12 protein-coding genes are annotated in these 14,025 nt (G+C 67.7%); 5 read left to right on the forward strand and 7 right to left on the reverse strand.

Annotated elements, in window-relative coordinates; translation table 11 throughout:
• Positions 1-200: 200 nt before the first annotated feature.
• The 4 genes from BLS34_RS01810 to BLS34_RS01825 all read right to left on the reverse strand — a co-directional run bounded on the left by BLS34_RS01810 (position 201) and on the right by BLS34_RS01825 (position 4,321).
• A complete protein-coding gene (locus tag BLS34_RS01810; protein ID WP_093147704.1) occupies positions 201-407 on the reverse strand; it encodes a helix-turn-helix transcriptional regulator in 207 nt (68 codons plus the stop codon).
• Between the two features lie 101 nt (positions 408-508).
• Positions 509-1,570 (reverse strand): hypothetical protein, encoded by a 1,062-nt coding sequence (locus BLS34_RS01815; RefSeq protein WP_139189052.1) that lies wholly within the window; start codon positions 1,568-1,570, stop codon positions 509-511.
• A 15-nt stretch (positions 1,571-1,585) separates the two neighbouring features.
• Positions 1,586-2,791 (reverse strand): tyrosine-type recombinase/integrase, encoded by a 1,206-nt coding sequence (locus tag BLS34_RS01820; protein ID WP_093147708.1) that lies wholly within the window; start codon positions 2,789-2,791, stop codon positions 1,586-1,588.
• A 399-nt stretch (positions 2,792-3,190) separates the two neighbouring features.
• On the reverse strand, positions 3,191-4,321 hold the full coding sequence (locus tag BLS34_RS01825; RefSeq protein ID WP_175474063.1) for a hypothetical protein: 1,131 nt from the start codon (positions 4,319-4,321) through the stop codon (positions 3,191-3,193).
• Between the two features lie 276 nt (positions 4,322-4,597).
• Between BLS34_RS01825 and BLS34_RS01830 the strand changes: the two genes are divergently transcribed.
• On the forward strand, positions 4,598-7,651 hold the full coding sequence (locus BLS34_RS01830) for a DUF4347 domain-containing protein (RefSeq protein ID WP_175474064.1): 3,054 nt from the start codon (positions 4,598-4,600) through the stop codon (positions 7,649-7,651).
• A 139-nt stretch (positions 7,652-7,790) separates the two neighbouring features.
• On the opposite strand, the gene BLS34_RS26605 is transcribed toward BLS34_RS01830, so the two are convergent.
• Positions 7,791-8,105 carry an HGGxSTG domain-containing protein gene (locus BLS34_RS26605; RefSeq protein ID WP_281241199.1) on the reverse strand — a complete coding sequence of 105 codons (315 nt, stop codon included), beginning with the start codon at positions 8,103-8,105 and terminating at the stop codon, positions 7,791-7,793.
• On the opposite strand from BLS34_RS26605, the gene BLS34_RS25775 reads away from it, so the two are divergent.
• A complete protein-coding gene (locus BLS34_RS25775) occupies positions 8,049-8,369 on the forward strand; it encodes a hypothetical protein (protein ID WP_093147714.1) in 321 nt (106 codons plus the stop codon). The two genes, BLS34_RS26605 and BLS34_RS25775, sit on opposite strands and share 57 nt — an antisense overlap.
• 127 nt (positions 8,370-8,496) lie before the next feature.
• On the opposite strand, the gene BLS34_RS01840 is transcribed toward BLS34_RS25775, so the two are convergent.
• Positions 8,497-9,654 carry a DUF6963 family protein gene (locus BLS34_RS01840; RefSeq protein ID WP_093147717.1) on the reverse strand — a complete coding sequence of 386 codons (1,158 nt, stop codon included), beginning with the start codon at positions 9,652-9,654 and terminating at the stop codon, positions 8,497-8,499.
• Between the two features lie 157 nt (positions 9,655-9,811).
• Between BLS34_RS01840 and BLS34_RS01845 the strand changes: the two genes are divergently transcribed.
• Genes BLS34_RS01845 through paoC form a run of 3 tightly spaced genes read left to right on the forward strand, consistent with a single transcriptional unit; the run spans position 9,812 to position 13,606 of the window.
• Positions 9,812-10,465 carry a 2Fe-2S iron-sulfur cluster-binding protein gene (locus tag BLS34_RS01845; protein ID WP_093147719.1) on the forward strand — a complete coding sequence of 218 codons (654 nt, stop codon included), beginning with the start codon at positions 9,812-9,814 and terminating at the stop codon, positions 10,463-10,465.
• Entirely contained in the window at positions 10,462-11,424 is a 963-nt protein-coding gene (locus BLS34_RS01850) for an FAD binding domain-containing protein (RefSeq protein WP_028794806.1), read from the forward strand. The genes BLS34_RS01845 and BLS34_RS01850 overlap by 4 nt, the downstream gene beginning before the upstream one ends.
• A gap of 4 nt (positions 11,425-11,428) precedes the next feature.
• Entirely contained in the window at positions 11,429-13,606 is a 2,178-nt protein-coding gene (gene paoC / locus BLS34_RS01855; RefSeq protein ID WP_093147722.1) for an aldehyde oxidoreductase molybdenum-binding subunit PaoC, read from the forward strand.
• Positions 13,607-13,640: 34 nt separating this feature from the next.
• Here the strand turns inward: paoC and BLS34_RS01860 are convergent, their stop codons facing one another.
• Entirely contained in the window at positions 13,641-14,012 is a 372-nt protein-coding gene (locus BLS34_RS01860) for a response regulator (protein WP_093147724.1), read from the reverse strand.
• Positions 14,013-14,025 lie beyond the last annotated feature (13 nt).

The raw sequence follows: 14,025 nt of genomic DNA on the forward strand, positions 1-14,025 counted from the left end.
TCGAGACAACGCGCGCTTGGCCGCAGCCGGCATGACAGTGAACCAACACCGTGCCGTCACCTGCCTCTCGGATCGATAGGCTTGGCGTACGGTCTTCATGCGCAGGGCAACGGGCGATCCACCCACCCCCGGCCTTCCGACCGCCGATTGCCGCTGCGAGCGCCGCGGCGTCCATCAATTGCCATCGGTGCTCCGTCATTTCATCCGGCTCCATGGTTGATCAGCAGGCGGATGTCCTCGACCCGCCACGCGGTGATTCGTGGGCCGAGCTTCAGCGGCTTCGGGTATCGTCCCGACTTCACGCCGGCCCACCAGGTCGACTTGCTGACAGGGATCGGCCCGCCGGGAGCCAGGATGGAAACCAAGCGGAGAAACCCGGTCGCGGGCAGATTGTTGATGTCCGTCATTGGACCGCCTCATCTGATTGAACGTCAGGCGGTTCTATGGAGACCGGTTAGCGATGAGGACGAACTCGGTTTCGGATTAACCGAATTCGGTTTCGGCAGCGCTATTCGGTTTCAGGTCTCGGGAGGAGGGCGCGGGCTTCCCTGAGATATTTCCGGACAGTATCCTCGTCGAGAGACAGGCCGACCCTCTGAATATCGCTGGCGATCTCGGAGGTTGCGTTACTCCTCGATGCAACCGGGTCGAGCCCGTACCCACCGACCGCCATGCCGATCACGAGCTTCAGCAGGCTTTCTCGCTCTCGAGTCGTCAATTCTGGTGTGCTCAAGTCGGGTTTGCGCTCCGGGCGGGTGCCGGCCTCGAATTGCCTCAGTCGTTCGAGCAGCGACTCGATCTGCTGGTCCTTCTGGGCGATGAGCCTATTGAAAGCTGAGCTCAGTTCGTCCTGGTTGCGGCCCATCTTGTCGACGACGCCCGCGTGCTCTTGAATCGTTGCGACATGCGCCTTCTTTTCGGCGAGCAGCTTTTCCTCGGCTTCTGCAGCGACCGCCTTCTGGCGATCGTAATGTCCTTTCCAGTCGCCGATTTGGATGCCAAGTGCTCGCACCGCCTCGACGAGGTCTGGAGGCGTCGGGAACTGCATGCGTTCTGCCCAACCAAGAAAGACCCCTGGGATAGTGGAATCCCATAGCTGGCCCATCGTCTTGGCCCGCTCGACGATCTGGCGCCGGGAAAGGAACTCTGCAGCGTAGTCCGATCCTGACCCAGCCCAGGTAATATGCTGTAATGTCGAGAAGGCGGGCTCTCTCCCGAGGGACAATGCGATTGCTTCGTCGGTCGACCAGAAGGACATTTTGGCCCAGTATTCGAACTCAGCCTGCGATTCCGGGCGGAGGAACGGTCGCTTTTCCCGTGCAATGCCTGGATCTCGACGAGCGATCGCAAGATCCATCGAACGCTGCTGTTTCGCGCGCCTCGCGATCTCGTCAGGCCCGACCGAAGCCAACTCCTGTCGGTACGCGTCGGCTCTGCTCACGAGTTCGGCTGCTACTGCGCCCAGCCCGCCTTCCGATTGCGCCTTCTCAGCGTTCTCCAACAGCGGGAACTTGGCGCGTACGAGATAGCCGATCGGATCAATCACCCAAGGTGACTGCAACTCAAGCATCGGTTGGACCATTCACTACGCGCGCATCGGCACAACCTTAGCGTCGCTTGGGCCGAGGTAGCCAGCCCATGCGTTCATCAACTCACGGCGCTTCTCGAACAGGTCACCGCGCCGGTAGGCTGCTTCGACCTTGTCGTTGATCGTGTGCGCGAGTGCCATTTCGCAGACATCCCTGGCGAAGTTGGTTTTTTCAGCCGACCAGTCCCTGAACGCCGACCTGAAGCCGTGCGCGGTGGCTTCGACCTTCATTCGTCGAAGGGCCATCAGAAACACCATGTTCGAGAGCGGCTTCTTGGGCTTTGAGCCAGGGAAGACATATGGCGAATCGGCGCCGAGTTCCTTGGCCGCTCGCAGGATTTCCAGGCACCGAGCGGGAAGAGGCACTCGGTGCTCCCGGTTTGCTTTCATGCGACTCGCCGCGATAACCCACACAGATTGGTCGAGGTCAATTTCCCCCCAAGTTGCCCCGAGGACCTCGTTTGTGCGGGTTGCGGTCAGGATCATGAACTCGAAGGCTAGCGCTGAAGCTGAATGATCTCCGTCGGAACGCAGCTGCTCGACAAAGGCCGGAACATCCGCATACGCCAACGCTTTGAAGTGACGCTTGCGGTCAGGTTGCTTCGGGAGCCCCTTGGTTGCACCCGACACCGGATTTTCGCCGTCCCGGAAGCCCGCTGCCTTCGCCCAGTCGATCACGGTACCGATGCGTTGGCGGACGCGGCGGGCGGTCTCCGACTTAACAAGCCAGATGGGCGAGAGCACGCGGATCACGTCCGGGGATTCGATGGTATTGATGGCGCGGTCGCCGATCATGGGAAAGGCATACTGTTCCAGGGTATTGAGCCACTGAGAGGCGTGCTTTTCGTTGCGCCATGAGTGCTTGTATTCGGCATGCACGCTGAGGGCGGCCTCCTTGAACGATGGAACGACCATCGTTGCTTTCTGGCGTTCCGCGATTGGGTCGCGACCGTCTCGTGCCGCTCGCCGATGTTGAGCGGCAAGTTCGCGCGCTTCGGCAAGTGAAACGAGCGACGCACCCCCAAGGCCCATATCGCGCCGCTTCCCATTGACAACGGTCCGGAGCAACCAGCGCTTTGCCCCTGACGGATCGACCACGAGGTACAGCCCGTTCCCGTCGGGATACCGACCCGGAGCCTTGAGGGACCTGATCTGAGCTGGATTCAGTTCCTTGTCAGGATGCTTGCCGCGCCGCTTGGACATGTGCCGTACCCCACATTCTAACCAACAAAAAATGTGGGATGCAGTCGGACATAGTTCAACTACCTCGGACGATTCGCTCGTAACAATCGCAGGTTCATGGGGTTTATAGGATCTGTCAGGATCATCTCGGATCTCAATTTGGCAGACACCCCGTCCGCCAGCATCGTTTGAAAAATCGAATAATTTTTTTTGGACAAGCGCTCATTCCCATAACGGCTCGTGGGGCTGGCGCTTGGCTCTGTATCGAGCACGTTAGCTCAGATCGCAGTAGACGACCCGTAGCCGTCATTCGACGGTATCAGATCCGTTCAATCAAAGCAGAGGTCATCCGGGGTCGATGCGCCGTTCAGGCCAGAGCTGTCATTGATCTCGTCCGCACCGCCCGGCTCATCTAGGTCCCTACCAGACCCGTGACGGGAAACGGTCGTTGCTGGCCTTGTCCGCCCCGGGATGGTGATCGTCGCGCAGGATCTCGCGGATCAGGCTGCCGATCTGCTCGTTGCCCGTGCTCACCACGCCCATCTCGGCGCTACCGGTCAGCAGCGCACCGATCGGAGCGGCAAGCCTGCGGGCGCGCCCGGCCGCCACGCCGACGGTCATCAGCCGCTCGGCGATCGCCGCCGGGGAGGCCGCCAGATAGGTCGTCCCGGCCGCGAAGCCGACCGCCGACGGATCGTCGTCGCCCGGGGCAGCATCCCCGCCCGTGGGCCGCGTCAGGTGGGTCATCTTCAGACAGACGACCCGGCCGGCCGACGGTCCCATGTCGATGTCCTGCAGGGCGCTGCCGCTCATCACGCCGCACAGCACGACGCCAGGGGCCGGCGGAACGGACAGGATCACCGGCATCGCGTTGTCCCCCTCCGCGTCGACCAGAAGGTTCAGCACACTCGGTCCGATCCGGTGGATCTGCCCGGACATCCGCATGTCGCCGGCCGGCAGACGCTCCAGATACGTGGCCATCCACCGCCCGTCCTGGCGCCGGCGGACAATGAGCTCGCCGCAGAGCAGCGAGGTCGGCCGAAGCGCGGACCAGGACCGGGACAGCACCAGATAGGCGCCGGCCAGATACGGCGGAACGGCATTCGCGGAGGGCAGATCCGACAGCCCTGCCATCTCGTCGGCGGTGCCTGACTCTTCCGGTTCCGCGCCGCTACCACCCCCACCGCCTGCCGGACCGCCGGCCTTGTGCGTCGGGCAGTCGGCCTCCCCGTCGTCCGCCGGAAGCTGCCCGCGATACCGCGCCGCCATCAGCGCCCGGAACGTCGCGTAGTCGCAGGCCCGCAGATAGGAACCGCCGACCGGCTGGCCCCGATCCGTCAGGTCGACCAGGGCGGCCAGGTCGTCATAGACCGAGTGATTGCGGGGCGAGGACTGCGCCTTGACCCATTTATAGGCCAGCTCCGGAACATACTGGGTATGGGGATTGATCGCCTTCAGGCGGGCGTAAAGCTGCTTGTGGGTAACGGCACCGATCACCCGCATGATGAGCTGCAGCTTCCGGTCGAAAGAGGGCGCGACGACACGAATCATGACAGATCGAATGCCAGGATTCGGAAAATTTCGGAAATAATCGTCATTCGTCGACGCGCTTTCCACATTAAAGGCATTTTTCGGAAATGCCCGGAAACCTTGCTTCCCCGCCATAAATTTAACGCGAACTCGCTGCGCACCAACAGCGTTTTTCAAAGAAATTGGAAATTCCAAACTTCCCGGATAGCGATAGCGTCGCTTCCGGGCAGAATCGGTTCGGGTGGAGGAGACCGAACAGCAGGCCGCAGTCTTGCCGGCCAGCGGAGGCTCGCGCCCATGCTCGCCCCAGGCGCCGATACCGCCCCGAGAAGCGTCGAGAACATCCAGGGAGCCGGGGTGCGGTCCAGCAAAGCGAACCCTGAGGCCGCCGCGCTGGTCGTCGTCGACGGCCGGGTGCCGCAGGCGGACGCGATCCTTGCGGCGCTGAGGGTACCGGCCCGGGTGGTGCGGATCGACCCGGCGCGCGACGGGCTGGCGCAGCTCGCGGCCGCGGTGCGGCAGGCACCCGGGCGGCGGCTCGTCGTGATCTGCCACGGCCGACCGGGGGGGCTGATCCTCGGGGATCGGCCGGTGACCGCCGCCGCCCTGGCCGCCCGGCGGGAAGAGATGGCGGTTCTGGGTGCCGACCTCGCCGGCGCGCCGGTCGAGCTCTACGCCTGTTCGGTCGCCAAAGGCGCGGTCGGCTGGGCCTTCGTCGCGGCGCTAGAGGATTCGACCGGCTGTCCGGTGGCGGCCGCGGGCCGGCCGGTCGGCGGCACGGCGCTCGGCGGGTCCTGGACCCTTGATCGCGGCCGCCCGGCCCGTCAGCCGGCGCTAGACGCCGCCGCGCTGGCCGCCCTTCCGGTGCTGCTGATCAACTGGAACAACCTCGGCACCGGCGACTGGAACGTTGGCGCCAACTGGGTCGGCGGCGTCGTCCCCTCCGGCATTCCGAACTCCGGCGTGATCGACAACGGCGGGACCGCGCAGATCACCAGCGCCGCGCCAACCTGCAACGACATCACCGTCGGGAGCTCCAACGGCGGCTCGGGCACGCTGCAGATCCTCAGCGGCGGCAGCCTGACCACGAACAACAGCAGCGCCGTCATCGGCAACGCGGCCGGCAGCACGGGAACCATGCTGGTCGACGGCACCGGCACCTTCAGCAGCGGCGGCTATGCAATCGGCGTCGGCAGCGGGGGCATGGGGACGCTCACGGTCTCGGCAGGCGGAACGATCACCACGACCAATTCACTCGGGGTGAGGTTGGGGGCCCTCGGCGGGTCGAGCGGCACGCTCAACATCGGCAGCGGCGGTGCCGCCGGCATCGTTAGCGCGCCCGTGATCAACGGCGTGTCCGGCACAGCCACCGTCAACTTCAACCACACCACGGCGGGCCACGTCCTCAGCAGCGACGGAAGCGGCACCGGCACGGCGGTACCCATCACCGGCTCGACGGCGGTCAACCAGACCGGCACCGGCACCACCATCCTGATCGCCACCAACACCTATACCGGTGGCACGACGGTCACCGCCGGCACCCTGCAGGTCGGCAACGGCGGTACCGCCGGTTCAATCACCGGCAACGTCACCAACAACGCCACCCTGGCCTTCAACCGCTCAGACGCGCTGGGTTTCTCCGGCGACGTCTCCGGCACCGGCGCCCTGACCAAGTCCGGAGCCGGCACCCTGACCCTGTCCGGCGCGAACACCTACAGCGGCGGCACCACGGTGTCGGCCGGGACCCTGCAACTCTCGGGCGGCAGTGCGCTGGCCGATGGCGGTGCCGTGTCGGTCTCCGCCGGCGCGACCCTCGACCTGAACGGCACCACGGAGACGGTCGGCACGCTGTCCGGGGCGGGGACGGTTTCGATCGGGGCGGGGGCGCTGACGGTCGCCCAGGGATCCGACGCCACCTTCTCCGGCGTGATCTCGGGCAGCGGCAGCCTGACCAAGACCGGCAGCGGCGTGCTGACCCTATCCGGCACCAACACCCATACCGGCACCACCACGATCAGCGCGGGAACCGTCCGGCTCGCCGGCGGCAACGCCATCGACGACGGCGCGACGGTGAACATCGGCGCCGGCGCGACGCTCGACCTGAACGGCACGACCGAGACCATCGGTTCCCTCACCGGGTCCGGCACCGTGACCATCGGCGCCGGCACCCTCACCCTGTCCAACGCGGCGGCCAGCAGCTTTTCCGGAACGCTGACCGGCACCGGCACCTTCACCGTCGCGTCGGGCGTCACCCTGAGCGGCACCGGCACCTATTCCACCCCGGTGGAGGTGCAGAACGGCGCCACCATCGCCCCCGGCAACAGTCCCGGTACGATCGCCACCGGCAACCTCACCTTGGCCTCCGGCTCCACCGCCAGCATGGAGATCGACGGCACCGCGGCCGGTACCGGCTACGACCAGATCTCGGTCACCGGCAGCGTCACCATCAGCAACGCCACGCTCACCACGACCTTCGGCTACACCTCCAGCACCGGGCACAGCTACGTGCTGATCGCCAATGACGGGGCCGACGCGGTCACCGGCACCTTCAGCGGCCTCGCCGAGGCGGCCACCTTCACCAGCGGCGGGCGCCAGTACCGGATCAGCTATACCGGCAACGACGGCAACGACGTCACCCTGACCGATATCGGTGCCGCGCCGTCCAGCGGCGGCGGGAGCGGCGGCGGCAGCAGCGGCGGCGCCGCCCAGGCCACCGCCGGCAACGACACGATCACCGGCAGCGCACTGTCCGAGACGCTCTCCGGCGGGGCCGGCGACGACGTGCTGCGCGGCGGGGCCGGGCTCGACCTGCTCTACGGCAATGCCGGCGCCGACACCCTGTCGGGCGGGGCCGACGGAGACACCCTGTATGGCGGCCAGGGCGCCGACCTGCTCTACGGCAACCAGGCCGGCGACGTGCTGCACGGCAATAACGGCGCCGACATCCTGTTCGGCGGCCAGGGCGACGACGTGCTCTACGGCAATCTCGACGCCGACGTGCTGATCGGCAATGTCGGCGCCGACACGCTCTATGGCGGTCAGGGGGACGACACCCTGTCGGGCGGGGCGGGCGACGACCTGCTGGTCGGCGGGCTCGGCGCCGACCGGCTCTGCTTTGCGGCGGCCGGCGGCGCCGACGCGGTCAGCGGGTTCTCAGCCGCCGAGGGCGACGTGATCGCGGTTGCCGCCGGCCTCAACGGCACCGCCATCGCCACCGCCGCCGACCTGCTCGCCCGGCTCTCCGCCGACGGGTCGGGCAATACACTGGTCGACCTCGGAAACGGCAACACCGTCACCCTGATCGGCGTCGACACGTCGTCCGCGTCCGCCGACTGGTTCCTCGTCGCCTGACCCAGCGCCCACAGACTTTGGAAACGCGACACGGCAGATCTCTGGATCGCCGCTCATCTCATCAATGCGACATGTGGGTCTGTCGTTGTGAACCACTGTTGTTGGAAGATCGACGCGCGGGGCGGCACGCTGACTTTTTTCAACACTCGACCCATAGCGGTAAGTCTGTTCGCACCGCCTGTGACTGCGCGCCATGCTTCCCAGCGTTCCGGTTGCCCTTTGGCGCGCCCGGATTGGTCCCGCCGTGCATCCTGCATCGCCGCCGTCCCCTCGCCGCCCGGGATTGGGAGGGCGTCCCAGCCCGCGTCCTAGCCAAGCATCTGGGGCCATCGCCAGTCGATCCGGTTGCCTGGGATTGTTCGGCTGAAACGTCATTTTGCTTCCGCCCTGAGTGCCGGTGGAATTGCTCGGCAACGATAGCTTGGCCGCCGTCGTCCACATGAACATGCCGCACGGTCTGCTCTCGCGGCTGGTGGAGTTTGGCGAGGTCTTCCAGGGTTGCACGGCAATTGGACTGCGCCTTCAGGGCGAGGCGTGCATACCGGTCGGCAGCGTGCGGATACTCCCCCATGTTGAGGGCCGCGCACCGGCCAAGTTCGGTGAACATGCTGTCGAGGGCGATCGCCAGGTCCACGATCGTCTGCTCGCCCTTCAGTGCCTCAAGGGCGACACGGGCTTTGAAATCCGGCTTGTATTGCTTGCGCTTCGACAGCTCTGATCTCCTCTCTCGAAGATCAGCAGACTTCACACCGTAGCTTCCGTCTCTGTCCAACCGATGGGGAGTAGCTCAGCCTGTCGGGGCGCTCGCCGACTGATTTTCACCTTACACTCTAAGTATGACAACGTCAGGCACCCAGCCAGTCGAGCAGTTCCCGGCGGTCGGTCGCCGCGCGCACGGCCATGGGTCGCAGGTCCAAGGTCATGGCGCTGTAGGCGCGGACGAGCAGCACGTCGGCCGTGCTCTGCACCAGGACCGCGGTCCTGGCATCGGCCCCACGGGCGGCGGCGAACTGGCGGCCCGCCGCGGCAAGATCCTTGAAATCGCCGATCTCCAACATCGCCAGCGAGGCGCGGCTGAAGTTCCAGAGCACGTGGCTGAACGTGGCGTCGGGAAACGTGGCATGGATGAAGGCCAACAGATCGTCCGCCGCCGGGTAGCCCGTCACGATCATCTCGATCGTCCGCTCGTTCAGCATGGTCGTGCTGAACCCGACTCCGTCTGTCATTTTCGCCCCCTTTGCCGCTGTTTTCAGCCTTCCGTGATGGCCTGCGGCTTGGTGGAAGGGTGAGGCATCGGTTATGCGCTGCCAAGTCCCTCGACCGGAACAAGCGGCCCACGCCTGCCGCAGCACCGCTTCCCCGGCCGCGGCGACGGCGGCGGCGAGGCCTTCGATCGGCGCTATGGAATTGTGCAGCAGGCTGAGGCCGTAGCGGCGGTCGGCGGCGAGGATCAGCGCCTGGCCCAGGTCGTCGCGGCCCTGCACGCGGGCGCTGTTCGCCACGCCGAGGCCGGTCCGGGTGACGGCGATCAGCCCGGCATCGATGTCCGGATCGCCCTCCAGCACCGCCTCCACCGCGTGACGCGGCGGCAGCCCCTTCCCGATCAGCGCCAGAGCCGCCCGGTTCGCCGCGACGCCCTCGGCGGTCGCCAGGTTGGGCAGCCGGTGGCCGGTCACCAGCCCGGCGGGGCCGGCGGCGAGGAACTGGGAGAGCGGCTCCGGCCGGTCCGGCCCGCTGGTGATCACCCCGGCGACCTCCGCCTCCGCCATGCGGGCGAGCGCGTCTGCCCGCCCCCGGCCGGCTTGCGCCCGGCCATATTGCGCGCGGAGGGTGGCGAGGCCGCCGCGCTGGCACTCCAGCGATTCCGGCTCGCCGTCGGCGCCGAGCACGGTGAACACGGCGAAGCCGTGCAGGTCGCCCGCCGCGCGCCGTTCCGCCTCGGCCCAGGCCGCGAGCACCGCCGCTCCGGCTCTGCGCCCGAAGGCACCGATTCCGATCGTCATGTCCGCCGCTTTCCTGCCCGTATCGGGTCCCGCGCTGGCCGGGATTATACGTGAGTCGTGTTCCTGACGGCCATGAACGGACGGCGATTTCGGAACCGGCCCGCGGTCTGTCGTGTTCCCCCAGGAGGACACACCGCCCCTGACGGAAGGACAGACGATGAGCCCCCCCATCGCCAGCCGCCTCAGCACATCCCGTTTTGCGCCGGAAGGTGTGGGGTCGGGCGGCCCCGCCGACCGCCCCGAGCGCACGCGGAATGCCCTGCCCGAGCGCACGCGGATCACCCTGAGCGTCAACGGGACGCGCCATACCCTCGACCTCGACAACCGCACCACCCTGCTCGACGCCCTGCGCGAGGAGTTGACGCTGACCGGCAGCAAGAAGGGCTGCGACCATGGCCAGTGCGGCGCCTGCACCGTCTCGGTGAACGGCACGCGGGTGAACGCCTGCCTGTGCCTCGCGGTGATGCATGACGGCGATGCGGTGGAGACCGTCGAGGGGATCGGCACGCCCGACCGGCTCGACCCGATGCAGGCGGCCTTCCTGGCCCATGACGCGTTCCAGTGCGGCTACTGCACGCCGGGCCAGATCGCCTCGGCCCGCGCGGTGATCGAGGAGGTGCGCGCCGGCATCCCGTCCCATGTCACCGGCGACCTGAGCGCGGAGATCGCGCTGACCGACGCGGAGATCCGCGAGCGCATGTCCGGGAACATCTGCCGCTGCGGCGCCTATTCCAACATCCTCGCCGCGATCATCGAGGTCGACGAGAGCGCGGAAGAGCCAACCGACGCGACACGGGAGAAGAACCGATGAGAGCGTTCTCCTACGAGAAGGCGCGCGACCCGGCCGCCGCCGCGGCCCGGGCCGCCGAGATCGACGGCGCCCGCTTCATCGCCGGCGGCACCAACCTGGTCGACCTGATGAAGCTGGAGATCGAGCGTCCCGGCCACCTGATCGACGTGACCGGCCTCGGCCTCGACGAGATCACCGGGACCGACGACGGCGGACTGCGGATCGGCGCGCTGGTCAGCAACACCGCGCTTGCCGCCGACAGTCGGGTGCGACACGACTACGCGGTGCTTTCGCGCGCCATCGTCGCCGGCGCCTCGGGCCAGCTCCGCAACAAGGCGACCACCGGCGGCAACCTGCTGCAGCGCACCCGCTGTCCGTATTTCTACGACACCGACCAGGCCTGCAACAAAAGGACGCCCGGCAGCGGCTGCGCGGCGCTGAGCGCCGGGGCGTTCTCGCGCCAGCTCGGGATCGTCGGGACGTCGGACTCCTGCATCGCCACCCATCCGTCCGACATGGCGGTCGCCATGCGGATCCTGGATGCCGAGGTGGAGACGGTGACGCCGTCCGGCGACACCCGGCGGATCGCCATCGAGGCGTTCCACCGGCTGCCCGGCGACACGCCGGAGCGGGAGACCGCCCTGGCGCCGGGCGAGCTGATCACCGCCGTCACCCTGCCCGCTCCGGTCGGCGGCCACCACGCTTATCACAAGGCGCGCGACCGGGCGTCCTACGCCTTCGCGCTGGTCTCCGTCGCCCTGATCCGCCAGCCCGACGGCAGCGGCCGGGTGGCGCTGGGCGGGGTGGCGCCGAAGCCCTGGCGCTCGGCCGAGGCCGACGCGGAACTGCCGAACGGGGCCGCTGCGGTGATGGCCCGCCTGCTGGAGGGCGCGCGCCCGACCGACCAGAACGCCTTCAAGATCACGCTCGCCGAACGGACGCTGGCTACCCTGATGGCCGCCCCAAGCTCCGAGGAGTAATCCGATGGACTTCACGCATCCCGCCGAAGACAACCGCTTCGACCATGCCGGCATCGTCGGCCGGCCGATGGAGCGCCGGGACGGGCCGCTGAAGGCCACCGGTACCGCCCCCTACGCCTACGAGCGGCACGACGTGGTCGCCGGTCAGCTCCACGGCTATCCGCTGGGCGCCGGCATCGCCAAGGGCCGGATCACCGCGATGGACGCCGAGGCCGCCCGCAAGGCACCCGGCGTGCGCGCCGTGGTCACGACCCTCGACATCGACCCGCTGCCGATCTCCGACGACAACACCGCCCGGCTGTTCGGCGGCGACGCGGTCGGGCATTACCACCAGGCGATCGCCGTCGTGGTGGCCGACAGCTTCGAGCAGGCCCGCGCCGCCGCCGGCCTGATCCAGGTCAGCTACGCGCCGGATCCGGTGGAGGCCGATCTGGAGGCCGCGTTCGCGCGGCTGCAGGGCACCGGCGAGCCGTCGACCGAGGTCGGCGATGTGGACGCCGCCTTCGCCGCCGCCGAGGTCACGCTGGACGCGACCTACCGCACCCCGTCCCAGAGCCACGCGATGATGGAGCCGCATGCGTCCATCGTCGACTGGTCGGACGGCGGCGACATGACGGTGTGGACCTCCAATCAGATGATCGAGTGGGCCTGCACCGCGCTGGCCGACACCTTCGGCCTGGACAAGGAGCGCATCCGGGTCGACAGCCCGTTCATCGGCGGCGGGTTCGGCGGCAAGCTGTTCCTGCGGGCCGACACGGTGCTGGCGGCGCTCGGCTCCCGGGCGGTCGGCGCGCCGGTCAAGCTCGCCCTGCCCCGGCCGATGATCATGAACAACACCACCCACCGCTCCGCCACGATCCAGCGGATCCGCCTGGCCGCCGGACGCGACGGGAAGCTCACCGCCATCGAGCACGAGGCGGCGTCCCATGCCCTGCCCGACGGCAAGGGCGAGAGTTCGACGGCTCAGACCCCGTTCTTCTATGCCGCGCCCAACCGACGGGTGACCGAGCATCTGGCCCGGATGCACCTGCCCGAGGCCAACGCCATGCGCGCGCCCGGCGAGGCGGCCGGACTGATGGCCCTGGAGATCGCCATGGACGAGATGGCGGAAAAGCTGGGCATGGACCCGGTCCGGTTCCGCATCGTCAACGACACCCAGGTCAACCCGAGCGACCCGGACATGCCGTTCTCCGACCGGCACTTCGTGGAATGCCTGGAGCGCGGGGCGGCCGAGTTCGGCTGGGACGCCCGGAACACCGCCCCCGGCGCAACAAGCGACGGCGACTGGTGGGTCGGCCACGGCATGGCCGGCGCCTATCGCGGCTCCCCCACCCTGGATTCCGGCGCCCGGGTGCGGCTGGAGGCGGGCAAGCTGGTGGTGGAGACCGACATGACCGATATCGGCACCGGCTCCTACACCATCCTGGCCCAGACCGCGGCCGAGGCCATGGGCCTGGAGATCGATGACGTGGAGGTCCGGCTCGGCGACAGCGCCTATCCGGTCTCCTCGGGCTCCGGCGGCCAGTTCGGCGCGGTCAGCGCCACCTCCGGCGTCTATGCCGCCTGCCTCGCCCTGCAGGACCGCATCGCCCGGCAGCTCGGCGTCAATGCAGCCGAGTTCCGCGACGGCAAAGTGATCGCCGGCGATACGCAGACCGCCCTGGCCGATCTGGACGGTCCGGTGGAGGCCGAGGACAAGATGTCCTTCGGCGACTTCAAGTCGGACTACAAGGTGGCGACCTTCGGCGCCCATTTCGCCGAGGTCGGGGTGCATCGCGGCACCGGCGAGATCCGGGTGCGGCGCATGCTGGCGGTCTGCGACAGCGGCCGGATCCTCAACCCGCTGACCGCCCGCAGCCAGGTGATCGGCGGCATGACCATGGCCACCGGGGCCGCCCTGTCGGAGGAACTCGCGACCGACACGGGCCGATCCTATTTCGTGAACCACGACCTTGCCGGCTACGAGGTTCCGGTACATGCCGATATCGGCCGCCAGGACGTGATCTTCCTCGACACCCTGGACGCGGTGGCCAGTCCGCTGAAGGCCAAGGGCGTGGGCGAGCTCGGCATCTGCGGCGCGGCGGCGGCGATCGCCAACGCCGCCTACAATGCCAGCGGCGTGCGGGTGCGCGACTATCCCCTCACCCTGGACAAGATGGTCGGCGGCTTTCCCGCGCTTTGAATGGGGCCGGGGGTGCTACAGCCCGGCGTCCCCGTCATCTCAGCGGCAGGATCCTGGCGATCTCCGAGGGGCAGACCGGCTTCTCCACCGAACCGACGATGGTCAGCCCACGGGCGCGGCCATAGGATTCCGCGACCTGGAGCAGGTTGCTCATCACGCCGCTGACCAGAAAGATCGGGGTCTTCGTGAGCCCGAGTGCAGACATCTGCTCCAGCACCTTCAGCCCGTCGGTATGGTTGCCCAGGATCAGGTCGAGGATCACCAGGCCGTGCTCGTCCATCTCGAGCGCGGCCAGATCCGGTAGCTCGTGAAAGCAGCGGATCTGATCGACGCCTTGGGCCTTCAGGGTCCGGGCCAGCGCCTCGCAGTCGTCCTCGCAATCATCGATGATGAAGATCCTGCGCATCAGGCCTCGTGAC

Origin of the sequence: Thalassobaculum litoreum DSM 18839, from assembly GCF_900102465.1 — a bacterium.
Lineage (GTDB): Bacteria > Pseudomonadota > Alphaproteobacteria > Thalassobaculales > Thalassobaculaceae > Thalassobaculum > Thalassobaculum litoreum.

What these genes read in the sequence shown, in the direction of transcription:
- BLS34_RS01810 (WP_093147704.1), bottom strand. Translation starts at nt 407, where the DNA reads ATGACGGACATCAACAATCTGCCCGCGACCGGGTTTCTCCGCTTGGTT.
- BLS34_RS01815 (WP_139189052.1), bottom strand. Translation starts at nt 1,570, where the DNA reads ATGCTTGAGTTGCAGTCACCTTGGGTGATTGATCCGATCGGCTATCTC.
- BLS34_RS01820 (WP_093147708.1), bottom strand. Translation starts at nt 2,791, where the DNA reads ATGTCCAAGCGGCGCGGCAAGCATCCTGACAAGGAACTGAATCCAGCT.
- BLS34_RS01825 (WP_175474063.1), bottom strand. Translation starts at nt 4,321, where the DNA reads ATGATTCGTGTCGTCGCGCCCTCTTTCGACCGGAAGCTGCAGCTCATC.
- BLS34_RS01830 (WP_175474064.1), top strand. Translation starts at nt 4,598, where the DNA reads ATGCTCGCCCCAGGCGCCGATACCGCCCCGAGAAGCGTCGAGAACATC.
- BLS34_RS01840 (WP_093147717.1), bottom strand. Translation starts at nt 9,654, where the DNA reads ATGACGATCGGAATCGGTGCCTTCGGGCGCAGAGCCGGAGCGGCGGTG.
- BLS34_RS01845 (WP_093147719.1), top strand. Translation starts at nt 9,812, where the DNA reads ATGAGCCCCCCCATCGCCAGCCGCCTCAGCACATCCCGTTTTGCGCCG.
- BLS34_RS01850 (WP_028794806.1), top strand. Translation starts at nt 10,462, where the DNA reads ATGAGAGCGTTCTCCTACGAGAAGGCGCGCGACCCGGCCGCCGCCGCG.
- paoC (WP_093147722.1), top strand. Translation starts at nt 11,429, where the DNA reads ATGGACTTCACGCATCCCGCCGAAGACAACCGCTTCGACCATGCCGGC.
- BLS34_RS01860 (WP_093147724.1), bottom strand. Translation starts at nt 14,012, where the DNA reads ATGCGCAGGATCTTCATCATCGATGATTGCGAGGACGACTGCGAGGCG.